The 26,426-nt window shown below is 62.4% G+C and carries 23 protein-coding genes; 16 read left to right on the top strand and 7 right to left on the bottom strand.

The window, feature by feature from the left end:
* Positions 1-34 precede the first annotated feature (34 nt).
* Positions 35-1,057 (bottom strand): alpha/beta hydrolase, encoded by a 1,023-nt coding sequence (locus J4G32_RS19135; protein WP_210497164.1) that lies wholly within the window; start codon positions 1,055-1,057, stop codon positions 35-37.
* 303 nt (positions 1,058-1,360) lie between these two features.
* Here J4G32_RS19135 and J4G32_RS19130 point away from each other — a divergent pair, with 303 nt between their 5' ends.
* A complete protein-coding gene (locus J4G32_RS19130) occupies positions 1,361-2,701 on the top strand; it encodes a solute carrier family 23 protein (RefSeq protein ID WP_210497163.1) in 1,341 nt (446 codons plus the stop codon).
* Between the two features lie 59 nt (positions 2,702-2,760).
* Here J4G32_RS19130 and J4G32_RS19125 read toward each other — a convergent pair whose 3' ends face one another.
* A complete protein-coding gene (locus tag J4G32_RS19125) occupies positions 2,761-2,976 on the bottom strand; it encodes a hypothetical protein (protein WP_210497162.1) in 216 nt (71 codons plus the stop codon).
* Between the two features lie 197 nt (positions 2,977-3,173).
* Here J4G32_RS19125 and J4G32_RS19120 point away from each other — a divergent pair, with 197 nt between their 5' ends.
* The gene (locus J4G32_RS19120; RefSeq protein WP_210497161.1) at positions 3,174-3,347 is read left to right on the top strand and encodes a DUF1328 domain-containing protein; all 174 of its coding nucleotides are present in this window, start codon (positions 3,174-3,176) and stop codon (positions 3,345-3,347) included.
* 70 nt (positions 3,348-3,417) lie between these two features.
* Here J4G32_RS19120 and J4G32_RS19115 read toward each other — a convergent pair whose 3' ends face one another.
* Positions 3,418-3,963: a sigma-70 family RNA polymerase sigma factor gene (locus J4G32_RS19115; protein ID WP_210497160.1), complete on the bottom strand. Its 546-nt coding sequence runs from the start codon at positions 3,961-3,963 to the stop codon at positions 3,418-3,420.
* Positions 3,960-4,178, bottom strand: coding sequence for a NepR family anti-sigma factor (locus J4G32_RS19110; RefSeq protein ID WP_210497159.1), 219 nt, complete (start codon positions 4,176-4,178; stop codon positions 3,960-3,962). The genes J4G32_RS19115 and J4G32_RS19110 overlap by 4 nt, the downstream gene beginning before the upstream one ends.
* Positions 4,179-4,380: 202 nt before the next feature.
* Between J4G32_RS19110 and J4G32_RS19105 the strand changes: the two genes are divergently transcribed.
* The 5 genes from J4G32_RS19105 (at position 4,381) to J4G32_RS19085 (ending at position 9,677) form a co-directional block, all read left to right on the top strand.
* Positions 4,381-5,184: a response regulator gene (locus J4G32_RS19105; protein WP_210497158.1), complete on the top strand. Its 804-nt coding sequence runs from the start codon at positions 4,381-4,383 to the stop codon at positions 5,182-5,184.
* A gap of 294 nt (positions 5,185-5,478) precedes the next feature.
* The gene (locus J4G32_RS19100) at positions 5,479-6,012 is read left to right on the top strand and encodes a hypothetical protein (RefSeq protein ID WP_210497157.1); all 534 of its coding nucleotides are present in this window, start codon (positions 5,479-5,481) and stop codon (positions 6,010-6,012) included.
* Between the two features lie 57 nt (positions 6,013-6,069).
* Complete coding sequence (locus J4G32_RS19095; RefSeq protein ID WP_210497156.1) at positions 6,070-7,899, top strand: ABC transporter ATP-binding protein/permease; 1,830 nt, start codon at positions 6,070-6,072, stop codon at positions 7,897-7,899.
* Positions 7,900-8,142: 243 nt separating this feature from the next.
* Positions 8,143-8,787: a PRC-barrel domain-containing protein gene (locus tag J4G32_RS19090; RefSeq protein ID WP_210497155.1), complete on the top strand. Its 645-nt coding sequence runs from the start codon at positions 8,143-8,145 to the stop codon at positions 8,785-8,787.
* A 401-nt stretch (positions 8,788-9,188) separates the two neighbouring features.
* Positions 9,189-9,677 (top strand): hypothetical protein, encoded by a 489-nt coding sequence (locus J4G32_RS19085; protein ID WP_210497154.1) that lies wholly within the window; start codon positions 9,189-9,191, stop codon positions 9,675-9,677.
* Positions 9,678-9,765: 88 nt separating this feature from the next.
* Here J4G32_RS19085 and J4G32_RS19080 read toward each other — a convergent pair whose 3' ends face one another.
* Positions 9,766-9,960, bottom strand: coding sequence for a con-10 family general stress protein (locus J4G32_RS19080; protein ID WP_210497153.1), 195 nt, complete (start codon positions 9,958-9,960; stop codon positions 9,766-9,768).
* A gap of 446 nt (positions 9,961-10,406) precedes the next feature.
* On the opposite strand from J4G32_RS19080, the gene J4G32_RS19075 reads away from it, so the two are divergent.
* The 6 genes from J4G32_RS19075 to J4G32_RS19050 all read left to right on the top strand — a co-directional run bounded on the left by J4G32_RS19075 (position 10,407) and on the right by J4G32_RS19050 (position 18,575).
* Positions 10,407-11,627 carry a glycosyltransferase gene (locus J4G32_RS19075; protein WP_210497152.1) on the top strand — a complete coding sequence of 407 codons (1,221 nt, stop codon included), beginning with the start codon at positions 10,407-10,409 and terminating at the stop codon, positions 11,625-11,627.
* Position 11,628: 1 nt separating this feature from the next.
* Positions 11,629-13,530, top strand: coding sequence for an asparagine synthase (glutamine-hydrolyzing) (asnB, locus tag J4G32_RS19070; protein WP_210497151.1), 1,902 nt, complete (start codon positions 11,629-11,631; stop codon positions 13,528-13,530).
* 111 nt (positions 13,531-13,641) lie between these two features.
* The gene (asnB, locus tag J4G32_RS19065; RefSeq protein ID WP_210497150.1) at positions 13,642-15,579 is read left to right on the top strand and encodes an asparagine synthase (glutamine-hydrolyzing); all 1,938 of its coding nucleotides are present in this window, start codon (positions 13,642-13,644) and stop codon (positions 15,577-15,579) included.
* Between the two features lie 15 nt (positions 15,580-15,594).
* Positions 15,595-16,542, top strand: a complete 948-nt coding sequence (locus tag J4G32_RS19060; RefSeq protein WP_210497149.1) for an NAD-dependent epimerase/dehydratase family protein — start codon at positions 15,595-15,597, stop codon at positions 16,540-16,542.
* Positions 16,543-16,553: 11 nt separating this feature from the next.
* Complete coding sequence (locus tag J4G32_RS19055; protein ID WP_210497148.1) at positions 16,554-17,492, top strand: NAD-dependent epimerase/dehydratase family protein; 939 nt, start codon at positions 16,554-16,556, stop codon at positions 17,490-17,492.
* 18 nt (positions 17,493-17,510) lie between these two features.
* Complete coding sequence (locus tag J4G32_RS19050; protein ID WP_210497147.1) at positions 17,511-18,575, top strand: NAD-dependent epimerase/dehydratase family protein; 1,065 nt, start codon at positions 17,511-17,513, stop codon at positions 18,573-18,575.
* A gap of 61 nt (positions 18,576-18,636) precedes the next feature.
* On the opposite strand, the gene J4G32_RS19045 is transcribed toward J4G32_RS19050, so the two are convergent.
* Positions 18,637-21,246: a glycosyltransferase gene (locus J4G32_RS19045; protein WP_210497146.1), complete on the bottom strand. Its 2,610-nt coding sequence runs from the start codon at positions 21,244-21,246 to the stop codon at positions 18,637-18,639.
* 590 nt (positions 21,247-21,836) lie between these two features.
* On the opposite strand from J4G32_RS19045, the gene J4G32_RS19040 reads away from it, so the two are divergent.
* The 3 genes from J4G32_RS19040 (at position 21,837) to J4G32_RS19030 (ending at position 23,932) form a co-directional block, all read left to right on the top strand.
* Complete coding sequence (locus tag J4G32_RS19040) at positions 21,837-22,637, top strand: ABC transporter permease (RefSeq protein ID WP_210497145.1); 801 nt, start codon at positions 21,837-21,839, stop codon at positions 22,635-22,637.
* A gap of 9 nt (positions 22,638-22,646) precedes the next feature.
* Positions 22,647-23,405, top strand: a complete 759-nt coding sequence (locus J4G32_RS19035) for an ABC transporter ATP-binding protein (RefSeq protein ID WP_210497144.1) — start codon at positions 22,647-22,649, stop codon at positions 23,403-23,405.
* 203 nt (positions 23,406-23,608) lie between these two features.
* Positions 23,609-23,932, top strand: coding sequence for a hypothetical protein (locus tag J4G32_RS19030; protein WP_210497143.1), 324 nt, complete (start codon positions 23,609-23,611; stop codon positions 23,930-23,932).
* 84 nt (positions 23,933-24,016) lie between these two features.
* Here J4G32_RS19030 and J4G32_RS19025 read toward each other — a convergent pair.
* Positions 24,017-26,426 (bottom strand): glycosyltransferase (locus J4G32_RS19025; protein ID WP_210497142.1); only part of this gene is annotated, 2,410 nt, incomplete at its 5' end.

The following is a 26,426-nucleotide window of genomic DNA, read 5'->3' as shown; positions in this document are numbered from 1 at the left end:
CTCATCGGACATGGCGCCGACGGGCGGACCGTGACTAGCTCAGCGCCTTGGCCAGGAGCGGCAGGCTTACATCCATGCGGTAATCCACCGACGAATGGTTGTCGTGGAATTCCTCGTACACATGCGCAATACCCGCACTCTCCAGCGTGTCGTGAAGGCGGCGAGAGCCATAGACCATGTTGAACTGGTCGATGTCGCCGCAATCGAAATAGAGAAGCTTGAGCCTGCGCAAAGCTGCCAGGTGCTGCGCCTCGTCGGCCATGCGCAAGGGATCCCATTTCGTCCAGTTGGCCCAACGCTCGGGAATGATCTCGCAGGTCCGCATGTCGACCGGCAGGCGGATGCCGTAGAATGCGTCCGGATCGGGATCGAAGGTCGCGGCCTGGGCCAGGATCATCATGGTGTGCCAGTCCGTGTCCTTGGCCTTCGGCCCGGCCTCGAAAGCCCGGCAGAAGGCCTCGACGGACATGTCATGGTCGACCAGGTGGCGCAGCACGCCGGCGAATTCACCGAGGTGATAAAGGCAGTCAAATCCGGCATCGCCCGAATGGGAGGCCGCCGCCGACCAGACGGAGCCGCCATGCCGCATGGCATGGACCAGCGCGCCGAATCCGCCCGAGCTCTTTCCGAACACGCCTCGGCGGCCGTCGCCCCCACAGGCAAAACGCGCCTCGACTGCCGGCAGCATGTCGTTGATGAGGAAGCCTTCCCAGGCCCCGGTGGCGAGGCTGTCGATATACTGGTTGCCCCCGAGCCGCGTGAAGCAATCGGGAAACGCCACGACCACCGGCGGCATCGCGCCGGTGCCGATGAGCCTGTCGAGGCGCTCTGGAACATTCTCGCCGTAGTTCTTCCAGCTCGTGTGCGCCGGCCCTCCGGACGTGTAACCGACCAGGTCCACGAGGAGCGGCAGAGGGACGTTGTCGTCTCTCCCCGGCGGCACATAGACATCGACCCGGCGTCGCGCCGGGTCTCCGAGAAGGTTCCCGGAAAGGCTCGTTCCCTCGATCCAGAGAGTGTGGACATCGCCCGTCGGTCCATCGAAATTCTTCCGCATCGTCAAGTCTCGCATCGGTGAAGGACGGAAGTCTGGCGGCGCGGCGGCGCGATGTCCATTCTCAAACGATCACATGGCCCGGTTGATGGAAATCATCACGGCCTGCGGTTCGACGCGCCCTTTGTAGTGACCGCTGAGAATGCCCTGATCGTCATATCCGCCGGCCGAGCTTGCGAAGCGTCCCGCGAAGTGGCGGCCGGGCAGCCTATCCGCGAACTCCTGTGTACCGCTGCCCTCTTTTATGGCCGTCGCCGGGACCCGGCGTTACGATGTAATGCCGTAAGGCGCAGTTGGGGGACGACCATGACAGAACGCTTCTTTCCACGATGGACTCTGAAGACAGAGGGAATCATCATGCCCGACGAGCGGCTGCCCATGGGGCAGACGGTCGTTCTGGGTCTGCAGCATGTGGTCGCCATGTTCGGCGCGACGGTGCTCGCTCCCATTCTCATGGGATTCGATCCCAACGTGTCGATCCTCTTTTCGGGTATCGCGACGATCATCTTCTTCTTCGTCGTGGGCGGCCGGGTGCCGAGCTATCTCGGATCGAGCTTTGCGTTCATCGGCCCTGTTCTCGTGGCAACCGGCGCGTCTGTGGGCGCGCCAAATCCCAACATCCCCCTTGCGCTCGGCGGAATCATCGCGGCGGGGGCACTCTATTTCCTCATTGGTATTGTGGTGCAAATCGCCGGCCATCGCTGGGTCGAGCGGCTGATGCCGCCGGTGGTGACGGGTGCAATCGTCGCCGCCATCGGCCTTGTGCTCGCACCCATCGCCATTTCGAGCGCATCGGGAATGACGCCGGACAATGCCGCCGGAACGGCCTTCGCCCGCTGGATCGCGCTCATCACCGTGATCGCCGTGGGGCTTGTGGCGGTCTATGCGCCGGGCATGTGGCGGCGCTTGCCGGTGCTGGTCGGGGGAGCGGTTGGCTACATCGCGTATCTGATCGGTGCCAATGGGCTCGGCTATGGCGCGGCGATCGATTTCGCCAAGGTTGGGCAGGCGGCATGGTTTGGCCTGCCGACGTTTCAGTCGCCGGTGTTCAGCCTCTCGGCGATGAGCCTCATTGCGCCTGTGGCGATCATTCTCGTGGCGGAAAACCTCGGTCATATCAAAGCCATCGGGGCAATGACGGGGCGCAATCTCGATCCCTATCTCGGCCGGGCCTTCATGGGCGACGGTTTGGCGACCATGATCTCCGGCGCCTCAGGCGGCACCGGCATGACGACCTATGCGGAAAACATGGGGGTGATGGCGGTCACGCGGATCTATTCGACCATCGTGTTCGTCATTGCGGCCATCATCGCGCTGGTGCTCGGGTTGTCGCCAAAGTTTGGCGCATTCATCGGCACCATCCCCGGTCCGGTCCTCGGCGGCTTGTCGATTGTGGTGTTCGGCTTGATTGCCGCGACTGCGGGGCGGATCTGGGTCGAAAACCGGGTGGATTTCTCCAATCCGCGCAACCTGATTACAGTCGCCGTGGCCCTCGTTCTGGGAGCCGGCAACTTCAAGCTTTCAATCGGCGGATTCACTCTGGACGGGATCGGGACGGCGACCTTCGGGGCAATCATCCTGTTTCACCTCCTCAATCGGGGCGCGGATGCTGAGCGCGACAATCCTGCTCTGCGGGCAGACGTGTGAAAACCACCGGCCATAAAAAAGGCGGCCCCTGCGGCCGCCTTTTGTTTTCTGGAGATGCTTCAGCGCCGAATTCGGATGGGAATGGGCACGAGCTTCGGCTCAGGGTGTTTTTGCCTGGCAGCTGCGGCGAGCAGCAACATCATCGCCGCAACGGATCCACCGATCAGAAACGCCGCCTCTGCAAGAGCCGCCTGAGATGAAAATCCTACAACGGCCGCAGCAGCGCTGACGGCCAAAAAGGCGATAAAGGCGCGCAGGGCAACCGGATGGTTCATGTCAGTTCTCTCCCCATTCCTGTTGGCAACGTGGGGGCGATGGGTCCGTTCCATGTTTGTCTTCAACTCCTGCTGAGTGAGGCTTCGACTGTAACAAACGGCGCGAATGAGTCTTTTTCACGGAACTCCACGGTTCCGCTTGGAGTTACCGCTGTGTCATCGGCAGGTGCCGATTTATCAATTGTAGAGGTAACATCATGCTGGGCTGGGCAGTCACTTTTCTCATCGTCGCACTTGTCGCAGCGCTCTTCGGTTTCGGCGGAATCGCCGGTACTGCCGTTGAGATCGCGAAACTCATCTTCTTCGTCGCCATCGTCCTCTTCGCCATTTCGGCAGTCATCGGATTGCTGCGCGGCCGTCGACCGCTCTAGTCAGTGGATGATTTTGAAAACGCCGCCTTCGGGCGGCGTTTTTGTATGCTGAGGTGGCTCATGGCGACAGTTATCGCGCGGTGTGGAGAGCTGCCCGGATCACGGGGTCGGAGCCTATGGCTTCCGTCGCATCCACCTTCAAGATGCTGCTCAGGCGCGAGCGCGCCCGGTTGACCCTGCTCTTGATGGTTCCCACAGCACATCCGCAGATGACAGCAGCCTCCTCGTAGGAGAATCCCGATGCGCCGATCAGAAGCAAAGCTTCCCTTTGGTCATGAGGGAGGGTGGAAAGGGCCGTCCGAAAATCCTCGAAATCGAGGCGTGCGCCCTGTTCCGGTTGCACGGTCAGCCGGCTCGCGTAAGACCCGTCCGGATCTTCCACCTCCCGTCGCCGCTTGCGGTATTGAGAGTGAAACAGGTTGCGGAGGATCGTGAACAGCCAGGCATTAAGGTTCGTGCCCCGCTCGAAGCGGTGGAGGTTGGACAATGCTCTGAGCAGCGTGTCCTGGACCAGATCGTCGGCGCGGTCCACATGTCCGGAGAGAGAAATCGCGAAGGCCCGCAGGCTCGGCACAGCGGCCAGAAGGTCGTCCCGCAGATCGGGCTCGAGGGTCACTTCTTTGTCTCCGCGCCTTTCCCTTCCAGTGCGGCCAGAAGATCCTTGAATCTGTCGGGAACAGGCTGCTGGACCAGGTCGTCGTACATCGCTCTCAACTGGTCGCCGATTCGCTTCTGGCTGACGGTGTCGAGTTTGGGATCGGATGCGAGCTTATCGCCGAAATCGTCCTCCCGAAGAACACGGGCGCTCTTATTGCCCTTGTCAGCCGTCATATAATTCCCCTAGCGACCGTGTTTTCTGGCCGTCGATCTTAATCGTCGCAGTTTGCAAAACTTGGCAGTAAGCGCATAGTGACCTAGTTCCCAACGCACGCCGCGTGGTTCGGTTCCAGGCGCGGGAACTTTTCCGGACCTGCCGAGTTGGAGGGTTCGTATCGAAACCAAAAGTCAAAAAGCCAAATTCAAGGGGACGCGAATGTCGACAGCGCAGCTTGTCGTCCAACACCTGCCATATCTACGGCGCTACGCACGGGCGCTCACCGGAAGCCAGATGGCCGGTGATGCCTACGTTGCGGCAACTCTTGAGACGCTGGTCAGCGAGCCTGACACCATCGCGCCGAACGGCAACGTGAAGGTCGAGCTGTTTCAGGTCTTCACACGGATCTGGAACTCGCTTTCGGTCAATGGCCGCAGCGATCTTACCCAGCGTGACCTGCCGGCTGAAGTTCGGCTTGGCCAGATCACCCCACTGCCCCGTCAGGCGTTTCTGCTGTCTTGCCTGGAAGGGTTCGGCGAGGACGAGGTCGGCAAGATCCTGTCCACCGATGCCCGTTCGGTCCGTGACCTTGTCGATGAAGCGGGCCGGGAGCTGGCCGCCGACATGGCGACCGACATCATGATCATCGAGGACGAACCGCTGATCGCGATGGATCTGGAAGCGCTCGTCGAGGGTCTGGGCCACAACGTGACCGGCGTGGCGCGCACGCGCACCGAGGCGGTCAAGCTTGCGGCATCCAAGCGCCCGGGGTTGATCCTTGCGGATATTCAGCTCGCCGACGGCAGCTCGGGGCTCGATGCGGTCAACGACCTCCTGAAAACCTTCGAAGTGCCGGTCATCTTCATCACGGCCTACCCTGAGCGCTTCCTGACCGGTGAGCGTCCCGAGCCAGCCTTCCTCATCGCCAAGCCGTTCCAGCCCGCCAATGTCTCGGCGGTCATCAGCCAAGCGCTGTTCTTCCAGCAGAGCGCACGCCGGCGCGACGTGAGGGCGTCCGCCTAAACGCCTCGGCGTCGCCGTCTTCGAAAAGCCCGGCCTCACCGCCGGGTTTTTTCATGCTCTCCCCACAAAACAGACGGGCCGAGGGCCCGTCTGTCAGGTGCCGGCCAATGCACAAGGGGAATGCGGGGGAGGACCAGGAGGCCGGTCGTAACATAATGCTGTCCAGACCGCGAATGTTCCGATGTGGGACCTTGACGAAGGTTCGCGCGAAGTGCCGGAACCTAGGCGAAACAGTGGCGTTGTTTTGCCGAGAAAGCCTCTTTCCACAAAGTCTTGGAACGGCGGGAGACGACCATGTTCCATCTGCCAGCAGCCGTCACCGGAATGATCGGGAGTGCCTTTATGGTCGCGAGCTTCGCGCCGGGTGCGATCAGTGATGACGTCGGGCGGGATGCGGTCGGAACCTCGTCGATTGCCGTCAGCCGAGGGGTGGAGTCCTTTGCCAAGGCCGATCGGTTGGCTCCCGCGTCGCCCGCCGGGTCTCGCCATGGCGTTTCTGTGGTGGAGCTTGTCGGGGTCTCCAATGTTCGTGTGGTTTTGAAAGACGACAATGGCAACGTGCTGTTCAGCTCTGATCCCAAGTCCAATACCACGTACTATTCCAAGGATACGGATCTTCCAGTGCTGACGCTGAAGGAAGAGCCCGCCAGTCTCGTGAAGCGGCAGCCCGTCTCCCGCGGCGCAAGCGAGGACGACGCGGCGCCGAAACGCCGTGCCCAACCGCACGGTTGCCTGGGTTCGGTCAGCCCGCTTGCGCAGGCCGGCAAGGAATCCGGCCCGAGCCTGTGCGTCACCCACCTCGACAGGGCTATCCCGACACGGGCCTGAAGGCCTGCTGCGCTGTCGGTGCAGCATCCAATAATCTGATCATTGCCGGAGAATAGAGTGAACGACGACGGCGCGACCCTCGAGAGACGCCGGCTGTTCGCCCGGTTTTGGAAAGCAGCATCAGGTTTCTGGACGGGGTTGAGGCGTCGCGAGGCGTGGATTCTCACCCTGTCTCTGCTGGCGATCATCCTCGGACAACTCTTCGTCCAGTACCGGCTCAACGTCTGGAACCGGGATCTTTTCAATGCGCTGGAGAAACGCGACATTTCGGTCGTGGGCACACTCGCGCTTGTCTTCGTGCCGTTGGCCCTTGCGGCCATCGCCTTCAACGTCGCATCCGTCTGGGGCCGGCTGACCACGCAGCGGGCATGGCGCGCATGGCTGACCGATTACCAGATCGACCGCTGGCTCAAGAACGGCCGGTATTATCAGCTCAACCTCGTCAAGGGCCAGCACGAGAACCCCGAATTCCGCATTGCGGATGACACGCGAATCGCCACCGAGTCGCCGGTCGATTTCGCCTTCGGGGTCACGACAGCCATTCTCACGGCCATCACGTTCATCAGCGTTCTATGGGCTGTGGGCGGGTCGATCTCGTTCGAATGGGGCGGGCGAGAATTCAACGTCCCCGGCTACCTCGTCTTCATCGCCGTGATCTATTCGATCATTACCACCACGGCGATGCTCTTCATCGGTCGGCGCTTCGTCCAGGTGGCCGAGGGCAAGAATCAGGCGGAGGCCGAGTTTCGTTACGCGGCCACACGGCTGCGCGAGAACGGTGAGAGCATCGCGCTGCTAGGAGGCGAGCCCGAGGAGCGCAGCGGATTGAGCGTTGCGCTGGGCAACGTCATCATGCGCTGGCGCGAATTGTGCGGTCAGTATCTGCGAACGACCGTGGTGTCCTACGGCAACTTCATCCTGGCCCCTGTCATCCCGATCATCCTCTGTGCGCCCAAATACCTTGCCGGCACCATGTCGCTTGGGGAGGTCATGCAGGCCTCGACCGCGTTCGTCACTGTGCAGCAATCCTTCAACTGGCTCGTGGAGAATTACCCGAAGCTCGCCGACTGGACCGCCTCTGCCAACCGGGTAGCCGGCCTCATCGTCTCGCTCGATCGTCTCGAACGCGCGGAGGAGCCCGGCACGGGCCACATCGTACGCTCCGAGAACGGCGAGCAGGCTTCCCTCGAACTGCGCGGGCTATCGGTCAATCTGGATGACGGTACGGCGGTCGTGGGCGAGACGCAGGTGCGAATCAACCAGGGTGAGCGTGTGCTGGTTGTCGGCGAGTCGGGCGCCGGAAAAAGCACGCTCATCCGCGCAATTGCGGGTCTGTGGCCATGGGGGGAGGGCGCCATCATCATCCGCAAGGGCGCGAAACTCTTCTTCATGCCGCAGCGTCCTTATGTTCCGATCGGCTCGCTCAAGCATGCGGTGGCCTATCCCAACCCCACCGAAAGCCTTGATGACGAGGATGTGAAGCAGGCTCTGCGCGACGCCGAGCTCGGCCATCTCGTCGATCGCATCCACGAACAGCGTCCGTGGGAGAGAACCCTGTCCGGTGGCGAGCAGCAGCGCCTGACCTTCGCGCAGCTCTTCATCCAGAAGCCCGACATCATCGTGATGGACGAGGCGACCTCGGCCCTCGACGGCGAGGCGCAGGAGACGCTCATGGAGCGGATCACGCAGCGTCTCCCCCACGCGGCCATGATCAGTGTCGGCCACCGGCCGGAACTGGAAGCCTTCCACAACCGGCGGCTGGTGCTCGCCCGACGCAAGGATGGGGCGAGGCTGGTCTCCGACGAAGCGCTGACGCCTGCAACTTTCGCCCTGCGGCGGGCCTTTTCGCTGATCTTCCGCAAGCGCCCAATTGCCCGCAGTCGGTGATCGTTGGGAGCTTTGCGTAAGCAAAGGCTAATCAACTGTTGTTTCTGAGTGTTTTTGGATTATTCCATAGTACGTTATAAGATAATAATGGATGAACTTGGCTATTATGGCTCCTAAGAAATATCGATATAGCTGCGCAGCATCGCATTGATCCGGGAACGATCTCAGAATTTCGCCGTTACAGTGGCAAGTGCGACACGCACGGACGTCATTTTATTTTGTTTTCTAGAAGGAGTTCTCCCCATGACCAGGACACATATCGCAGCATGTCTTCTCGCGACCGTTTTTGCAGTCCCGGCACTTGCGCAGACCCCCGCAGCTCCTTCGGCGTCGCCAGCGATGCCCGGTTCGACCATGATGGCGCCTGCGCCCTCGGCCACCATGCCGGGCGCTCCTACAAAGGTGATGACCAAGATCGAGCACCATCAGCTCCTGGCGTCCGAGTTGATCGGCACCAAGGTGATCAGCGCCAACAATGAATCGGTCGGCGATATCAACGACGTCGTTCTTGATCGCAACGGCCAGACGGTAGCGGCTATTGTCGGCGTCGGTGGGTTTCTCGGCATCGGCGAAAAGGACGTCGCCGTCCCCTTCGCGGCCCTCGAATTCGCGACCCGCGAGCAGGTCAGCGCCATGACCAAGAAGAACGCTGTCACGACCACCGGCTCGACCACCGGCACGGTCAACGCTCCGGCGCCGAGCGCCACCACAACGACGACGACCGCCACGACCGATGACGGCGAGCCGGAGCGGGTCATCCTGCGGATGACAAAGGCAGAGCTCCAGGCTGCTCCGGCGTTCGACACGGATCGCGACAGCACCAAGTCTACCTCGACCAGCGGCTCCGCGACGCCCATGGCCCCGGTTACCCCTGCGCCGAAGCCCTGATCCCAGAGCCCGGTAAGAAGTGTCCAGAAGCGTGCGGGGTGTCCCCCGCGCGCTTTTGCGCGCCTGCGCGCTTTGACGCAGCAGGAACTCTCCCCATGACCATACGTTGCCCTTGATCGGCACAATGGCTAAGCCTTGGGAGGTGAATGTGACGGCCACTAACGAAATCGATGCTTGCCTCTGCCATGAGGATCTGCCCGACGAGTTCGCGAGGCTGGCGTCAAGTTCACCGCCCGGCGACACAATGTCTGTTCTGGTCTTTAGCGGATTGGTTCCAACGCAGGACGAGGACGGTGTAATGTGTCGGCTGATGCTTCGCCGCCATCTTCTGGTTCCAGGTTCCGGGGCCGGCATAGGATCAGCGCGAGGTGCGACACTGTAACGAGGAGACTGTCATCGCGATGACTGGAGACGTTTCGGAGGCAAACCACGCGGATGTCGTGTCTGTGCTGCTTCACCCGTCGTTGGTGCCGGTGATGGATGTGTTTCGTGGGCGAGCGGCCTTCGGATCGGACGACCGGGCTCGCGCCATCGAACTCGCGGAACTTCGCCTTCAGAGTTGGACTTCGCCGGAACACGCAGAAAACATTGTTGTCCACGCTCTGCTCCTGGCAAGTGCTCTCGATTGGCCGGAACTGCCGACGGACCGCAGAAAGACGGGGTCCCGCCACACGACGGTGCAGGATCGCCGGCTCATCAGCCTCGTTGCCGATCCCGACACCTCATCCCGGCAGGCTCCTTTGGCTCAATCCCTCGCAGACGCCCTCGAGAGCGCCGGCCTTGTGTGGCCTCATGTCGTTCTTCCCGAGGGTTCCGCGACACTGCCATTGTCTGCGCAGACCGATCCGATCCGATCTGCTGACGACGCGGCTTTCACCTTCAAGGTCTAAGACACCGTCCATCCGTCACCCGGACAGCAAAAAGGGGGACGTGCAGGTCCCCCTCATTGCTCGTCCGGATCGCTGGGGCGGTCCGGACCTATTCTTGGTTTGGGCGGTTGGTGCCCGATGCCTGACCGCCTTTGCGCCCTGCTTCGGAAGCCAGTTCCCGGTCCTGCGAAAAGGATCGCTTCTCGGCCGGAACGCTCTTTCCACCCTTGCTCGCGATCTCGCGCTGCCGATCGCCATCCATCGACGCGAAGCCTCGCTTCGAAGTCGAACTACCTGTCGTCATCACAAACCCTCCTCGAGGTTGAGTCTGCTTTGGAAACCGCGGGGCGAGGGGATGGTTCCGTCAACAAGACGCCGACACGGTTCTGGCATCCCTCAAGACTAAGCTTGGCCGTAAGCAAACAACAATTTATCTTAGCTGTTGGAAAAAAGAGAATCGTCGAAGACCTTGCGGGGGTTCTCCTACGACGCAGGATCAAGTATTCGAGAAATCTCCGCATCTTGCTGGCGGCAGGCGGGCCAATCGGAAGACTTTCTCTCCGTCACCCGCGGGGATCCTCGCCCTGGCTCAAGCTGCTGTTGGCCCGGTTCATTGACCCCTTGCGTCTTTTGTTTTAACGCGGGCTTCCTTTTTGTCGGAAGACCGTCCCGCCGCGACCTGTTGCCGGACTGGTAAGGCCTCGCACACAAGCCTGCGCGGGCCCGACAGGACCACGAGAGCGGGCCGCCGTGACAGACCGTCGAACTATTGGATTGCTCTCGTTGTCGGCCATCGCAGACGATCCGCGGGTTCGGCGCCAGGGCGATGCGTTCGCGAAGGCCGGCTGGGATGTGGTCGGGATCGGTCTCTCCGGCGCCCTCTCCAACCCACCGGCCTGGCCCGTGGACGATCACACGCCCGCCCTCGACTGGTCGCGCCCGCCTGGAAGCGCCTTGAACCGCGTGAGAGGCGTGGCCAGCCGGGCCTTTGCGTCCCAGCGGGCGCGCCTCTCCCCGGGGGCCGCGGAAGCGACCTATTGGGCGCGCAATGCGCGTTACGCTAGCCTCTACGAGCGCGCGACCAGGGTAAAGCCCGACATCTGGCTGGCGAATGACTGGACGGTTCTTCCCATCGCCCGCCGCCTTGCGGCCGAACAGGGCGGCCTCGTGGTGTACGACACCCATGAGCTGGCCGCCGATGAATTCGCTGAGCGGTGGGCCTGGCGGTTTCTGCACAGGCCCTTCGTCATGGCGCTGGAGGGGCCGGGCATCCGAGCGGCAGCGCTTGTCACCTGTGTGTCCGAGGGAATCGCGGAGCGACTTCAGGCCCTCTATGGGCCCAAGGAGCGCCCCATGGTGGTCTGCAACACCCCCTCTTTCCAGGACATGCCCTTTCGCCCGACCGAGGGCCGGATCCGCGTGCTGTATCACGGGATCGTCGCGCCGGGGCGGGGGCTTGAGGCGTCCATCCAGAGTGTCGCCCTGTGGCGGCCCGAGTTTGATTTGACGATCCGCGGCCCGGCATCCGATTCCTATCGGGCCGATCTGGAGCGCCGGATCGCCGCCGCAGGCCTCGGCGACCGGGTCCGGCTTGTTCCGGCGGTTCCCATGACGGAGCTTGTGCGCGAGGCGAACGCGTTCGATGTGGGCCTCTTCATCCTGCCCGGTTATTCCCGCCACAACCGCTTCGCCCTGCCCAACAAGTTTTTCGAGTATGTGATGGCCGGGCTTGCCCTGTGCGTGTCCGACCTGCCGGAAATGGCGCGGCTGGTTCGCCGGCACGACCTCGGAGGCCTTGTGGAAGGGCTCTCGCCTGAGGCAATCGCGGCGCAGATCAACGCGCTCGACCCTGCGACGATTGATTGTTACAAGCGCAACGCGTTGGCGGCGGCGCGTCAGCTCAATTGGGAGACCGAAGGCGAGAAGCTCGTGGCTCGCTGCTCGGCTCTCGTGAAAGGGTATCGTTCCTAGCATGTGCGGACTCTACGGCTCTCTCGGCTTCGCGCCCGATCGCAAGCGGATCGACATCGTCGCCCATCGCGGGCCTGACGGGTCCGGCTGGGCTGAATTCGATTCGCGATCGGGACCCATCGCCCTCGGCCATCGCCGCCTCGCGATCATCGACGTGAGCGATGCCGGCTTGCAGCCCATGGCGGATCCGTCCGGGCGCTACCACCTCGTCTTCAACGGCGAAATCTACAATTACCTCGAGCTTCGCGAGGAGCTGCGCGCGAAGGGCCACGTCTTCGTGTCCGACAGCGACAGCGAAGTCCTCATCGCGTCCTATGCGGAGTGGGGCGAGGAGTGCCTTCACCGCTTCCTCGGCATGTTTGCCTTTCTGCTCTGGGACCGGCGAGACCAGCGGTTGTTTGCGGCGCGGGATCGGTTCGGCATCAAGCCACTCTATGTGGTGGCCAACCGTCACGGGGTCGCCTTCGGATCGGAGATCAAGCAGCTTCTCGGTCTGCCGGGCCTGTCGGGCAGCATGAACCTGCCGCGGGTGCGGGATTTCCTGTCGAGCGGCGTCACCAACCATACCCCCGAGACGCTGTTCGACGGCGTGCTTCAGGTCCAGCCGGGCTGTTGCGCGAGCATCGAGGCAGGACGACAATTCACGGGATCGGTCGCGCCGCGACGCTGGTACGCGATCCCCGCTTCCTCCGGCCTCGATCTATCGGAAGCCGATGCGGCGGAGCGTTTCCACGAGCTGTTCACGGATTCCATCCGGATGCACCTGCGATCCGACGTTCCGATCGGCTCGTGCCTGTCCGGGGGGCTCGATTCGTCGTCCATTGTCTGCGTGATGTCGGACATGCTGGCCCGCGAGGGCAATGGCGCCAGGGTCAACACGGTCTCGGCCTGCTACGCAGAGAAGAGCGTTGACGAGAAGCCGTTCATGGAAACCGTGGTGGCGCAGACCAATGCCCTGCCGCACTACATCTTTCCCAAGCCCGATGACGTGTTTGCGCGCGCCTCCGACATCACCTGGCATCAGGACGAGCCCTTCGGCTCCACCTCGATCTTTGCCCAATGGTGCGTGTTCGAGGAGGCCAAGCGCGTCGGCATCAAGGTGATGCTGGACGGGCAGGGGGCGGACGAGCAGCTCGCGGGCTATCACTCCGGGTACATGTACTACATGTCGAATCTCATCCGGCAGCGCCAGTACGGAACCCTGCTGCGGACCATGGCCGAGCGCAGCCAGTATCACGGGGTCTCGTTCACGAGCCAGATCTCGCGCTACATGGCGCCTTTGCTGCCGCCGCAGATGCGCGCGTTCCTGATCCGCCAGCGGCAGAGCCTGGTGTTCCACGACTGGACCAATTCCGACGTCTTCCGGACCCTGGGGCCTGCCCGCTCCGTGCTCGAGATCGCGTCCGAGACCAACGGGCTGCCCAAGATCACCGACATTGCAAGCCTGTGCCTCGTGCTGACCATGGCGTCCAACCTTCCCATGCTGCTGCACTGGGAGGACCGCAATTCCATGGCCCATTCGGTCGAGGCGCGGGTGCCGTTCCTCGATCACCGGCTGGTGGAATTCAATCTGGCGTTGGGCAACAGCCACAAGATCGTCCGGGGCGACACGAAGAGGGTCCTGCGCACGGCCATGAAGGGCATTCTGCCGGAAAGCGTGCGTCAGCGCCGGGACAAGCTCGGCTTTGCAACGCCTGAGCAGACCTGGCTCCGCGGGCCTCTGAAAGGCCTTATTACCGAGGGAATAGAGACCACTCTCAAGCGTTATCCCGGCCTTCTGGACGAAAAAGGCACTCGCGCGCTCGCCAGCGATATGCTTGAAGGGCGCCGCGAGGTCGACTTCTCGCTCTGGCGGATCGCCAATCTCGGCATGTGGGGCGAGCGCTTCAACATCTCGTTGTAACGCCGGCCAATTGGCACTTTGTTCGCCAAGCTGGTAAGTGACGTGTTCGAGGGCCCCAACGGGCCGGCGAGCCTGACTCCTGAAGACGACCTGAAACGGGGCTAAGTTGCCATGTGTGGAATTGCCGGGGCGGTTGCCCTAGACCGGACACCGATCAAGAACCTGTCATCCGTCCTCGGGGCGATGAGTAACCTGATCGCGCACCGCGGGCCGGACGGCCGCGGCTTCTGGCATGCGCCCAACGACATCTGCGGCCTCGCCCATCGCCGTCTTTCGATTATCGATCTCTCCGAATCCGGCCATCAGCCGATGACGGCCCCGAGCGGGGCGGTCCTGACCTTCAACGGCGAGATCTACAACTACCTGGAGCTGATGGACGAGCTCAAAGGCTCGTGGAATTTCCGCTCGCGCTCCGATTCCGAGACGATCCTCGCGGCCTACGACCGCTGGGGCGCCGATTGCCTGGATCACCTGCGCGGTATGTTCTCCTTCGCCATCTGGGACGGCGACCGCCTCTTCGCGGCCCGCGACCGGTTCGGCATCAAGCCGTTCTATTATGCCGTCGTCGATGGTGTTTTCTACTTCGCGTCCGAGATCAAGGCGCTGCTGCCGGTGCTGCCGGAAATCGCCACCGATCCGGAGGCGCTCAGCGAATACATCACCTTCCAGTACACGATCGGTGACCGCAGCCTCTTCAAACATGTCCATGTCCTGCTTCCCGGCCACGCCATCATCGTGGAAAACGGTGAGATCCGGGTGCGGCGCTATTGGGACGTCCACTACAACGTGGATTTCGACCACACGCCGAAATGGTTCGAGGAGCGGATGGCCGGGATCATGGAGGATTCCGTCGCGGTCCACCTGCGCTCCGACGTCCCCGTCGGCGCCTATGTGTCGGGCGGCATCGATTCGAGCCTGATCGCCATTCTGGCCGGCCGCGAGGAAGCCTCAGGCAAGGTCGGGTTCCACGGAAAGTTCACCGAGTTTCCGGGCTATGACGAGAGCCCCTACGCGGAGGCTGTGTCCAAGCAGGCCGGGTTCGATCTGCACCAGATCGACATCACGGCGTCCGATTTCCAGAATTCCATCGAGAAGGTCATCTACCACCTCGACCAGCCTGTGGCCGGTCCCGGCTCGTTTCCGCAATACATGGTGTCGAAGCTTGCGGCCGAGCATGTGAAGGTCGTGCTGGGCGGGCAGGGCGGTGACGAGATCTTCGGCGGCTATGCCCGCTACCTCATCGCGTATTTCGAACAGGCGATCAGTTCGGCCATCGACGGCAACCACCGCAACGGCAATTTCGTCGTCACGCCGGAATCCATTATCCCGCATCTGACGGTCCTGCAGGAATACAAGCCGCTGATTCGGCAGCTCTTCTCAAAGGGCCTGTTCGGTCCGATCGACGAGCGTTACTTCCGCCTCATCGACCGCTCGACCGACCTCGAGAACGAGGTCGACTGGTCGTCGCTCGACCGCAGCGCGGTCTTCGGCCGGTTCCAGTCGATCTTCAATTCCGAGCGGAATGTCCGCAAGGAAGCCTATTTCGACTCCATGACCCATTTCGATTTCAAGTGCCTGCTGCCGGCGCTCCTGCAGGTGGAAGATCGCATGTCGATGGCCCATGGCCTTGAATCGCGTGTGCCCCTGCTCGATCACTCGGTGGTCGAATTCGCCGCCACCATCCCGGCCGACATCAAGTTCAAGGGCGGGCAGATGAAGCACTTCCTCAAGTCCACCTTCAGCCGCGAACTGCCGCCGCAACTGATGAACCGTCGCGACAAGATGGGCTTCCCCGTTCCGCTGAAAGAGTGGTTTTCGGGCGAGCTGCACGATTTTGCCATGGATATCTTCCAGACGCAGAAGAACCGCTCGCGGCCGTACTTCAACACGGATGTCATTCTGGGCAACTTCGACAAGGCCGAGCGCTTCTCGCGCAAGACCTGGGGTCTGCTGAGCCTGGAATTGTGGCATCAGATCTTCCACGACCGTGCCGCAGAGTATAAGCGCATGGTTGACGAAACACCGCCGCAGCTGAGCGCGGCCCAGTAAATTCAGGGATGTGACATGAAAGTCTTCGTAACCGGCGGATCAGGCCAGGTCGGCTCGACGGTGGTCGATATGTTCCTTGCCCGTGGCGACACGGTCATGGCCATCGACAATTTCGCGACCGGCCGTCGCGACAACCTGACGAGCCATCCCAACCTGACGCTCATCGAGGACACCATCGTCGACGGCGCCCTCGTCGATCGTCTCTTCGGCGAGTTCCAGCCGAACGTGGTCGTGCACACGGCGGCCTCCTACAAGGACCCCGACGACTGGGAATCCGATGCTGCCGTCAACGCGGTGGGCACGGCCAACATCGCCAAGGCCTGCAAGGTCCACAAGGTCGACCGGCTGATCTATTTCCAGACCGCGCTCTGCTACGGCACCAAGCCGATCCAGCAGCCGATCCGGCTCGATCACCCGATCAATCCGGTCAATTCGAGCTATGCGATCTCGAAGACCGCGGGCGAGCATTACGTGCAGTTCTCGGGCGTCGACTGGGTCACGTTCCGCCTCGCCAACGTCATCGGCCCGCGCAACGTGTCCGGTCCGCTGCCGATCTTCTACGGCCGTCTGTCGAAGGGGCAGAAATGCTTCATCACGCCCGCGCGCCGCGACTTCTGCTTCGCGGGTGATCTCGCCAAGGTCGTGGTCGAGGCGGCGCAGGGCAAGGGACACGGCACCTACCACTTCTCGTCCGGCAAGGACGTGGCCATCAAGGAGCTTTACGACGCGGTCGTGAAGGCCATGAAGATCAACGATTATCCGGAGCCCGAGGTGAAGCCGCTCGGACCCGACGATGCGCCGTCGATCCTGCTCGATCCCTCGCGCACCTTCGCGGATTTTGGCGACGTGGAATTCACCTCGCTCGACGAGATCGCCCGGCTCTCGGTGGAGCGCTGGCAGAACGAAGGCGTCGTGGGCGGCTACACCCACCTCAAGGAAGCCCGTGCCGAGATCCGGACCTGAGTAAGTCTGTCATGCGCATCCTGATCACCGGCGGGGCCGGCTGCCTCGGCTCGAACCTCACTGAGCGTTACCTCGAGCGGGGCGATACCGTCTGCATCCTCGATAATTTCGCCACCGGGCAGCGTGAATCGCTGCCCGCAGCGCATTCGGCCATGACGGTCGTCGAGGGATCGGTCTATGACCGCGCGCTCGTCGATCGCGTGTTCACGGATTTTGGCCCCACGCACGTCATCCATTCGGCAGCCGCCTACAAGGATCCCGATAACTGGATCGAGGATGTCCGCACCAATGTGGAAGGCACCATCCATGTGGTGGAGGCCGCGCGTTCGGCCGGTGTGAAGCGCTTCGTCAATTTCCACACGGCGCTTGGCTACGGCCGGCCCGACGCCCTGCCGATCCCGGTCTCCGCTCCGGCGCGTCCCTTCACGAGCTATGGCATCTCCAAGCAGGCGGGCGAATCCTATCTCGCCATTGCGGGCGTGCCGTATGTGTCGCTGCGCCTTGCCAATGTGACGGGACCGCGCCTTGCCATCGGGCCCATTCCGACCTTCTACACGCGCCTGAAAGCCGGCAAGGGCTGCTTCTGCTCCCGCACGGTGCGCGACTTCATCGACATGGATGATTTCTTCTCGGTGATGGATCTCGTCATGGCGGAGGGGGCCCCCACGGGCGCCTTCAACGTGTCGACCGGCACCGGACATTCCATCAAGGAAATCTTCGACATCGTCGTCGATCATCTGGGCGTCACGCTTGCCGAGCCGGTTCCGGAGGTCGATGCGGGCGCCGACGATGTCCCGGCCGTCGTGCTCGATCCGTCGGAGACCATGCGGGCTTTCGACTGGAAGCCCCGCTACACGTTCGAACAGACCATCCGCCGCATGCTCGCCTGGTACGACCAGCATGGCGTGACGGCGATTTACAGCCACCTGAAAGCGCCTCCGGCGCGCTGATACAACAACGGATTGATGATGGCCGAGAGCTTTGAGGGCAAGAATGTTCTTGTGGTGGGGGGCGCCGGGTTCGTCGGATCGAACCTGGTCAAGCTCATCCTGAAGGAGAAGCCGCGCAAGCTGACGATCGTCGACAGCTTCCTGTCGGCAGACCCGGTCAACGTGCCGGATGATCCGGTCGTCAAGCTGGTCTCGGGGTCGATCACCAACGAGCGCATCCTGCGCGAACTCGATGACGATCTCGACTACGCCTATCACCTGGCGTGCTACCACGGAAACCAGTCGTCCATTCATGACCCGCTGGCCGATCATGACAACAACAACATCACCAGCCTCAAGCTGTTCGAGCGTCTGAAGGACATCAAGAGCCTGAAGAAGGTCGTGTATGCGGCAGCGGGCTGCGCGGTTGCGGCCAAGACCTTCGACGGCGCGCAGGCGACCACCGAGGATGCGCCGGTCTCGCTCTTCCACGACAGCCCATACTCGATCTCGAAACTCGTCGGCGAGATGTACGGCAACTACTACTTCACCCGGCACGCGATGCCGTTCGTGAAAGCACGCTTCCAGAACGTGTACGGGCCGGGAGAAATTCTCGGCGCCGGCCGCTGGCGGGGAACGCCCGCGACCGTGTGGCGGAACGTGACGCCAACCTTCGTGTGGAAGGCCCTGCATGGGGAAGAACTGCCGGTGGAAAATGGCGGTATCGCCAGCCGCGATTTCATCTTCGTGGAGGACATGGCGCGGGGCCTGATGGCCTGCGCTTTGCGCGGCGAAGCCGGTGAGATCTACAATCTCGGCTCGGGCGTCGAGACGACGATCCGCGAACTGGCCGAGCGGGTCAATCGCCTGACCGGCAACCCGACGCCGATCGCCATGACCCCCGCCCGCGATTGGGACCGCTCAGGCCAGCGGTTCGGCGATCCGACGAAGGCCCGCGAGAAGCTCGGCTTCCAGGCCGAGATCTCGCACGAGGAAGGCCTGCGCAGGACGGTTGAGTGGACCAAGGCGAACAAGGACGCGGTGATGCGCTGCATGATGCAGCACGTGAAGTTCCTTCCGGCCGTCAAATCCTACGCGGCCTGATCGACCACCACTGACAGGATGGCCCGCGCCCTCCTGTCGTGCATGCTTTGGGAGCGCGTTTCTACCGAATCGAGCGGCGCACCAGATTGCGCAGTCGCGTCGGCACGAGCCGCGACGCCTTTTTGATATGCGGGTTCTCCGAGCCCGCGGCCCGCAGGGCCAGGACGCTCCGTCTCACCCGCTGTCCCAGCGCATGGCGCAAGCCGTCGGGCAGCGATCTCCACAGACCCCGCGCAAGCAGCGTTAAAACGGAGCCCGATGCAGGCGAGAGGCCTGATGCATTCGCGAGACGGCGTGCAAGCGCGCCGTAATCGTCGAGCGTGAGGCGGTGCCGCAGCGCCGTGTTGGTGATCAACAGGGAAGCCGGGTGCTCGCTTCCCGAATGGCCGATCGTGTCGAATTCCGCGAAGGCATTGAGCGCCGGCGTGGTGAGCAGCTCACCTTTCACCCGGCCTTCGAAGCGACCATCCAGATAGGTGTCGACGCCGCGGATGAAGGACTCGTAGCTGTAGAGGCCGCTCTCGATGATCTCAGCGTAGGCACGCTCGGTCAGGTCGCGCAGATAGGCATCGTCCTGAAGCTTTTTCACCACGGCGTCGAAATTGGAATAATCCTTCTTCAGCGGGATGAAATGCCGGTCGGCCGTGACGACGCCTGAATAATCGCCCTCGAACAGCACCAGTGCCGTGCGCAGCCGGATCGCCTCGAAGATCTTGGGCGAGATCTGGTTCATCTGAACCAGTCCCTCGAGGCCCGACAGGTAACGCTCCCGGAAGGTCGGATAGTCGAACGCCGTATTGTCGGCGGACGCCTTGGCGAGGGCACCGTCGAAATCGAAGACGTTCGAGCCGCTTTCGGTCCCGAGCGTCGCCCGGCTGGAGCCGAGAAAGCGGTACCAGTCGTTGCCGTAGATGCGGCTTGCATCCTCGACCTCAATGTCGACCGGCAGGCCGCGCTCTTGCGCGAGCCGCTTCACCTGAATGCCGATCTCGTATTTCTCGCGCCCGAGATCGCCGTAATGGTAGGGCAGTTGGCGGCCGCGATACCCGATCAGGGTGGTGCGTGCGTCGAGCGGTGTCGCGAGCGCATCGACGGCCGCATCTTCCGGTACGTAGCCCGTGAGCGTCGGGATGAAATCGACGTTGGGAAAGCGGTCGCGCGGATAGACCGCCTCGACAAAGGCCTCCGGAACGGTGGTGAAGACGGCGTCGATGCCCAGCCGGTCGATCCATGCGCGCGCTGTCTCGGTCGCGTCGTATTCGTCCTGGATGAAGAGGAGCTTGGGACCGTCATAGGCCGTCAGAATGGACGCGATCGCCGGTGACAGGTGCTCCGGCACGGAGAGCCTCACCGAATAGTGGATGATGACCGCGTCGAAAGCCGAGAAATCGAACGGCTCGCGGGAATCGTCGAGCCCCTGCACGAAGCCTGTGGCGGGCAGGTAGAACGCCGTATGCCGGGAATAGGCCCTGAAGGCTGCCAGGTGCTCCTCGATGGTGCGCACATGCATGGACTGGTCATCATAGAGGATCAGCAGGCTGCCCCGGGGCTTGCGGGTCAGCCGGGATGGCAACGTGGCGGACAGGCTCTCTACAAGGGCCGGAAACCGATTGTCGTAGGACTGGCGCGAAGCGGCGGCGAGACGCTCGGCGATCCGGCCGGGGTCGGTTCGCGTCGGCGCTGCGGCCACGATGGCGCTGGCGAAATCCGACGCCGTCGTGGCGAAGGCGAAGAGGTCTGGCTCCCGTTCCAGTTCATCGATGGGGATGGTGACGACCGGCAGGCCGCAGGCGACATATTCGTACGCCTTCAGCGGCAGCGACCGGCGCATGAGCGCGTCCTGCCTGAAGGGGATGATGCCGACGAGCGCCTGGCGGGAGAGGGCGGCGATCTCATCGGACGAGACCAGGCCGAAATCCCGGACATTCGGCCGTTCCTTCAGGCTCGCCCAGGCGGCCGGCGCATCGACCGCCTTGCCGCAGAACCAGAACTGAAAATCGGGGAGGGCAGCGGTCAGGTCCAGAAGGAGATCGTAGTCGAGCCGGCTGTTGATACCCCCTTGGAACAGCACGACCTTGGCGTTGTCGGACGGTGGGCGATAGTCGGCCGCCTGACTGTCGCGCCAGAACGGGAAATCGCAGCCGTTGCGCAGGACGAGCGACGGGCCGCTGTAGCCGCCATGGCGCTCATAGGTCCGCGCGACGCCGTCGCTCACGCTCACCAGGAGGTCGACGGAGGCGAGCACACGCCTGAGAGCGGCCTGCACCGGCGCGTCCGTGACCTTCAGGGTCTCTTCCGGGGACAGGTAGTCCTCGGTCGCGTGGTAGACCCGCAGGCGTGCCGATGCCCTGCGGATGAAGTGCTCGAAATAGACGTTGTAGATCCACAGCAACGGCCGCCTGACGCCCAGCGCTTTCAGGGCGGCCGAGAGCGCGCGCGACTGGGCTGGGCCGTAAGTGTGCGGAACGTGGAGGATGGTGATGGCATGGCCCGGAACCGGCTCGACGCGCGTCCCGTCCCCGATGAGGTCCGGTTGCACGAAGATGACCGGGCAGTCGCGCGCGAACCGGGTGGCGAAATGGTACCGGTTGCTCCGCGGTTCGGTCTTCCAATCCGACCACGTCAGCATGACGACGGCGTCGAAATCGGGGGGCAGGGAGTCAGGCTTCATCGGGAAGGGCGCACGATCATGGTCATGGGAGGGGGCTGGCAACGCCCGGCGAGGGACGAATCGGTCCGACTTGGCGGGAGGCGCGGTCATCCCCGCCCGGGCAGGGGCGGACGCCGCGTCGCCACGCCTGACCATACGGAATGACGCACTGAAAGACGAGCCTGCCGCCGCGCGAAAGCCTTGCCAGGTGCGACAAACGGGCATCTCCCAGAGGGGCCGGTGGCGGAGTCGGAACCGCAAATAACCAGTCGATTGACAGCTTGATTCCCCCTTTGTAGAAAGACGCAGCCTGACAAGCTGGGCGTTTTCGTGTGTACGATGTGCATAGGAGGCGGCGCAATGCCCCTCACTGGACCAAGCGACGGACTTGGCCGCTCCACGTCTGCTCATCGCGCAAATGCCTTGGGAAGGTGTTGATTAGCGCGAGGCTGGAGTCGGGCATTTTCTACGCAGGTCGTCACGTCTTTTCTGACGGATCCATGGTTCCGACCCTTTGCTTCCGTCGGAGTTCCCCCTTATTCGATGGCAGGCTGTTTCCGGACCCCGCGTGAATCGCGCCGTTCTCCGTCAGGCGCGGAAGGTACTTAGGAATGAAATTGATAAAATCCGGCCATAGCTCGGCGGCCAACGACATGGTTGTGGGCATTATGGATTGGCGGCTGTGGCTGCGGCTCGGCTGGTACGACGTCGTGGCGCGCTACCGCCGATCGTGGGTCGGACCGTTCTGGATGCTCGCCACCACCGTGATCTTCGTGGTCTCCCTGGGCGCAGTCTACAGCATCCTCTTCAAGATGTCGCTGCGGGACTACATGCCCTACGTGGCCATCGGGACCGTGACATGGTCGTATATCTCGGCTGTGACGTCCGAGAGCCTGCAGACCTTTGTCGAGGCGGAAGTCTATATCCGGCAGGTCCATCGATCGCCGATCATCTATACCCTGCGGGTGGTCTGGCGAAACCTGATCATCTTCGGGAATCAGTTGATCGTCGCGTTTCTTGTCGCGGTCGTATTTGGCAAGTTCTCCCTCGCCCACATGCCGCTGGTTGCGATCGGGTTGATGTTTCTGTTCCTCCAGGCTGTCTGGATCAGCATTTTCCTCGGGATCCTGGGCACGCGGTTTCGCGACCTGACGCAGGTCGTTCAGAACATCATGCAGGTGTCGTTCTTCGTCACGCCGATCCTGTGGATGCCGACGTCGCTCGGCGACAACAGCTGGATTGCGACGATCAACCCCTTCTATCACCTCATCCAGTTGCTGCGCGCGCCTATGCTCGGCCAGAATCCCGAGGTGTTCTCATACGTCTTCGCGAGCTGTTTTACGCTGGCTGGTTTTGTGGCGGCCTATTTCTTCTACAGTAAATTTCGCAATCGTATTGTCTATTGGCTTTGAGGTCCTGATATGTCCAGCATTGTCATGGAAAACGTCTTTATCGATTTTCCAATTCTTCAGCAGGACCAACGATCGCTGAAGCGAATTTTGTCAGCGCCGCTTGCCACATCGCGGTTCCGGCTCGACGATCGCTCCAAGATGATCGTGCGCGGTCTGCGCGACATCAACCTCAATCTCAAGGATGGCGATCGGGTGGGCGTCATCGGCCTGAATGGGGCCGGCAAATCGACCCTCATGCGGGTGATGGCGGGGATCTATCCGCCGACCTCGGGGTCTGTCGAGGTCAAGGGGCGCGTCGGCGCCTTGCTGACGGTGGGCCTCGGCCTGCGGGACGACGTGTCCGGCTACAAGAACATCGACTTCTGCCTTCTGTTGTTCGGCGTCTCCGTGGATGAGATCCCGGAGAAGCGCGAAGAGATCGTCGAGTTCGCGGAATTGGGCGACTTCATTCACCTGCATGTGGGCGCCTATTCGACCGGCATGAGAACACGGTTGGCCTTCGCTATCGCGACTGCGATTGATCCGGAGATTCTGGTTCTGGACGAGGTTTTTGGCGCAGGCGATGCGACCTTCCTCAAGAAGGCCCATGATCGTATGCATGACCTCATTCACAAGGCGCGAATTTTTGTATTCGCGTCTCATGCGCCTGGGCTGCTCGAGCAGTTCTGCGACAAGGGCCTCTTCCTCGACGGGGGGGCCATCAAGGCGTTTGGGGATCTTCGAGAAGTCACCGAGGCTTACGAGGAAGCCATTCGCGACAGAACATAGTGAGGACGGCCACAACTTGAATGTGGACTGAACCAGTTGTTGGCTTTGCCGTTAACATCCACGCGATAGATTGACCGAATCTGCTGCTTCGAGGAGCCACACCCGCGTTCGGGAGCGATTTCACGAGGATTGGTGCAGCCTTTGACGGGACTTGATAGCGCTCCGCCGGCCTCTGGGCCGCTTGCAAAGTGTGAGGATTGAGAATGACGACGACTCTGTTGAAGACGCAACGTAATGCGACCAAGATTGCTTTGGCGGTCGCTGTGGCGCTCACAAGCTTTACGACCTTCGCGCCGAGCTCCGCCGAGGCTCAATACTATCCGCCGGGCCCTCCCGGCCCGCAGGGGCCGCCGCGCTACCGTGAGGACAATCGTCGTCCGTCCCGTGGCCTGGTCTGTGTGGTCGATCCCGAATACCGCCGCAGCCGCGCATCGTGCCAGGTGGGCGGCTACGGCAAGCAGCCGGGCGATTACTGCGAGTGCCGCCTGTACAATTACGGCCCGACCGTACCGGGAGTGATCCGCTAAGGCGGTCACACGTGGCGCTTCGCGAGGAGCGCCCGGACAGATGACGACATCGGATCGGCGAGCCTTGGACCGCCGATCCGGACCTCAGGACTTCTTGGCAGCCTGCTGGCGTGCCCTGCGCTTGGCGACCAATGTATCGAAGAACGGCCGAAGCGGCTTCGACACAGGCGAGTGGTAGAGCGCCAGCGCCATCGGGCGCGCCGCCACCTTCAGCCGGTACACCACGATGTTGCGAATGCTCGCCCCCTCGATCACGGCCGTGAGCCGGCTGATGTGTTCGGGATAAACGGTGTTGAGACGGTGAATCTCGTCGCTGAGGCGCTGCAGGTCCGCCTCCATCGTCGCCGCCTGAGGCTTCCATTCATCCTTGTGTCTCATCCATTCGAATGAAAACGGCCGCGGATTCAACGCCAGGGTTTCTGCCATCTGGTTGATGGCCTTGTAGGTCGGAGCGCTCGCCACCTGCCAGTTGAACAGGGAGGTAAAGACTTCTCTGGCTTTTCGGGACAGGGTCTGGATGAGCGGGCGGTCGGCGACGTAACGATTGATCTCGCGAACGAGCGCGGCCTTGTCGCTGAAATTGACCGCCGAGCCCACGCCATTGCCGAGCACGATGGATTTCACGAACTCGATCTCGTTCGTGATGATCGGCATCCCGGCTGCCATGTACTGCGACAGCTTGTTGGGTGATGAAAACCGATAGTTGATGTTCTGCGGCTCATACGAGATGAGGCCGACATCGGCTTCTCGCGCTGAGGTGATGAGATCCTTCTCGGCGACCGCATCGGGGAAGAAGACGGTCCGATCCAGCAGGCCCTTGCTGCGAGCCTGCTGCATCAGCGTGGTCTTGAGGTTGCTGTCGGGTCCGCGCAGCCACAGCTTCGCGCGCGGGTCGACGGAATCCCACGCCTCGATCAGCTTCTCGATGCCGCGAAACGGGGCAAAATTTCCCTGGAAGAGGAAAATGACGTCTGATCGTTCCGCGTTTTGGGCGAGGGCGGCTTCCAGATCGACCGCCTTTTCCGAGCCGAGTGCGGTGCAGTTTGGAATATAGCCGAATGAGCACCCGTAGGCATCGGCCATGGCGTGCGCCATCTGCGGCGACACCGTCACCCGTAGAGCCGTGTGGGCGAGAAGTGTCCGCTCCAGATTCGACCAGAATTCGACTTCCCAATGGCGCGTGTCCGGGTTCGAGTATGGCCAGTATTCATGGGCGTCGTAGATGACCGGAACGCCGTATTCCTCCGCCAGGGCGATGGCTGCGGGTAGCGTGTCGAGATCGACCGCCACAACCACGTCGAACCCGCCGATCAGCCGAGCCGCGTGCAGCAGGGCGGAATTGCGCATCACGAAATAGCGGCAGAACCAGCGGAACCGATAGAGATCGTCCTCGTCGGCATCGAGCGCGCCGATGGCATCGCCAAGGCTGCGCGCCGGCAACTGGGCGAGGACGAACAGGTTCTTGATCGTGTCGAGGCCGAGATGCCCCTGCGCCGGATTGCTCGCGTCCGCGTTGATGAAATTCCAGTTGGTGATATGGCCGTTGACCCGCACGCGCGAGCGGCGGTCCGTCACTCTCTCGACAGTCGGGTCTGTCATTTCCGCATCGTGGCGGTAGACGCCGATCTCGCAGACTTCGAACGTCTCTGCCAGACTGTCGGCGAACCAGTCGATGCGGGGATCGATGCTCGGCTCGTGGGCCATCAACAGCAGCGCCTTGGGCGTCTTTGAGACGGCGTTGCGTGCCGGGCTGCTGGCAGGCGCGATGGCCTTGCGCTCCATCCGCCGCTCGACGGCGTCGTCGAAGGTCGCGACGAAATGCTCGTAGTGATAGGCGGGGTTCAGCACCACCTCGGCGTAGGTGCGGTCGACGAACTCTTTCAGACGCGCCTCGTCGCGGGCGAAATCCAGGGCCTCCGCGAGGTTCGACAGGTCGCGCTTCAACGGAAAGAAGTGTCGATTTGGGAGGAAGATTCCCGAATAGGTGCCTTCGTAGAGGATCTGCGCGGCGTTGCAGACGGCAGCCTCGAAGTGCCGGGGGGAAATCTGCGCGTAGTTCACGTTCCCTTCGAAGCGATGGAGGTAGGCGTCGTGCGCCTTGGTGTAGAACTCCCGGGAATCGCGATCGAGTCCCGCATTCTCCGCCTCATAGGTCCGGCACCAGGCGGCGACTTTGCCGTCAAAATCGAACAGGTTCGATCCCGATTCCACGCCCAGCACAACCTTCGAGCGGCCGAGGAAATCGAACCAGGCGGTGCCGTTGATGCGGTCTTCCCACCGGCTCGAAATATCGATGGTGAGATCGCTCACGCCCGCGGTCGCTGCCGCAACGTCATAGCCGATCCCGCGCTTCTCGAAACCCAGGCCGCCGAATTCCAGCGGCTGGATCGACCCGCGGTAGCTGATGTCGATTTGCCGTTCCGCCATCCCGCCGCGCGGCATGTCCCGCAGGGAGGGCGCGATGTAGCCCGTATAGGCGTGGATGAAGTCGACA

The sequence above is a fragment of the Microvirga antarctica genome (assembly GCF_017921815.1).
In the GTDB taxonomy this organism is placed as follows: domain Bacteria; phylum Pseudomonadota; class Alphaproteobacteria; order Rhizobiales; family Beijerinckiaceae; genus Microvirga; species Microvirga antarctica.
This window is presented reverse-complemented; position numbering and strand designations above follow the sequence as displayed.

Excerpts from the sequence above, each read along its gene's own strand:
- J4G32_RS19030 (WP_210497143.1), top strand. The coding sequence starts at position 23,609 with ATGACGACGACTCTGTTGAAGACGCAACGTAATGCGACCAAGATTGCT.
- J4G32_RS19035 (WP_210497144.1), top strand. The coding sequence starts at position 22,647 with ATGTCCAGCATTGTCATGGAAAACGTCTTTATCGATTTTCCAATTCTT.
- J4G32_RS19090 (WP_210497155.1), top strand. The coding sequence starts at position 8,143 with ATGACCAGGACACATATCGCAGCATGTCTTCTCGCGACCGTTTTTGCA.
- J4G32_RS19120 (WP_210497161.1), top strand. The coding sequence starts at position 3,174 with ATGCTGGGCTGGGCAGTCACTTTTCTCATCGTCGCACTTGTCGCAGCG.
- J4G32_RS19085 (WP_210497154.1), top strand. The coding sequence starts at position 9,189 with ATGACTGGAGACGTTTCGGAGGCAAACCACGCGGATGTCGTGTCTGTG.
- J4G32_RS19125 (WP_210497162.1), bottom strand. The coding sequence starts at position 2,976 with ATGAACCATCCGGTTGCCCTGCGCGCCTTTATCGCCTTTTTGGCCGTC.
- J4G32_RS19130 (WP_210497163.1), top strand. The coding sequence starts at position 1,361 with ATGACAGAACGCTTCTTTCCACGATGGACTCTGAAGACAGAGGGAATC.
- J4G32_RS19135 (WP_210497164.1), bottom strand. The coding sequence starts at position 1,057 with ATGCGGAAGAATTTCGATGGACCGACGGGCGATGTCCACACTCTCTGG.
- J4G32_RS19060 (WP_210497149.1), top strand. The coding sequence starts at position 15,595 with ATGAAAGTCTTCGTAACCGGCGGATCAGGCCAGGTCGGCTCGACGGTG.
- J4G32_RS19100 (WP_210497157.1), top strand. The coding sequence starts at position 5,479 with ATGTTCCATCTGCCAGCAGCCGTCACCGGAATGATCGGGAGTGCCTTT.
- J4G32_RS19080 (WP_210497153.1), bottom strand. The coding sequence starts at position 9,960 with ATGACGACAGGTAGTTCGACTTCGAAGCGAGGCTTCGCGTCGATGGAT.
- J4G32_RS19050 (WP_210497147.1), top strand. The coding sequence starts at position 17,511 with ATGGCCGAGAGCTTTGAGGGCAAGAATGTTCTTGTGGTGGGGGGCGCC.
- J4G32_RS19055 (WP_210497148.1), top strand. The coding sequence starts at position 16,554 with ATGCGCATCCTGATCACCGGCGGGGCCGGCTGCCTCGGCTCGAACCTC.
- J4G32_RS19110 (WP_210497159.1), bottom strand. The coding sequence starts at position 4,178 with ATGACGGCTGACAAGGGCAATAAGAGCGCCCGTGTTCTTCGGGAGGAC.
- J4G32_RS19045 (WP_210497146.1), bottom strand. The coding sequence starts at position 21,246 with ATGAAGCCTGACTCCCTGCCCCCCGATTTCGACGCCGTCGTCATGCTG.
- J4G32_RS19040 (WP_210497145.1), top strand. The coding sequence starts at position 21,837 with ATGAAATTGATAAAATCCGGCCATAGCTCGGCGGCCAACGACATGGTT.
- asnB (WP_210497151.1), top strand. The coding sequence starts at position 11,629 with ATGTGCGGACTCTACGGCTCTCTCGGCTTCGCGCCCGATCGCAAGCGG.
- asnB (WP_210497150.1), top strand. The coding sequence starts at position 13,642 with ATGTGTGGAATTGCCGGGGCGGTTGCCCTAGACCGGACACCGATCAAG.
- J4G32_RS19105 (WP_210497158.1), top strand. The coding sequence starts at position 4,381 with ATGTCGACAGCGCAGCTTGTCGTCCAACACCTGCCATATCTACGGCGC.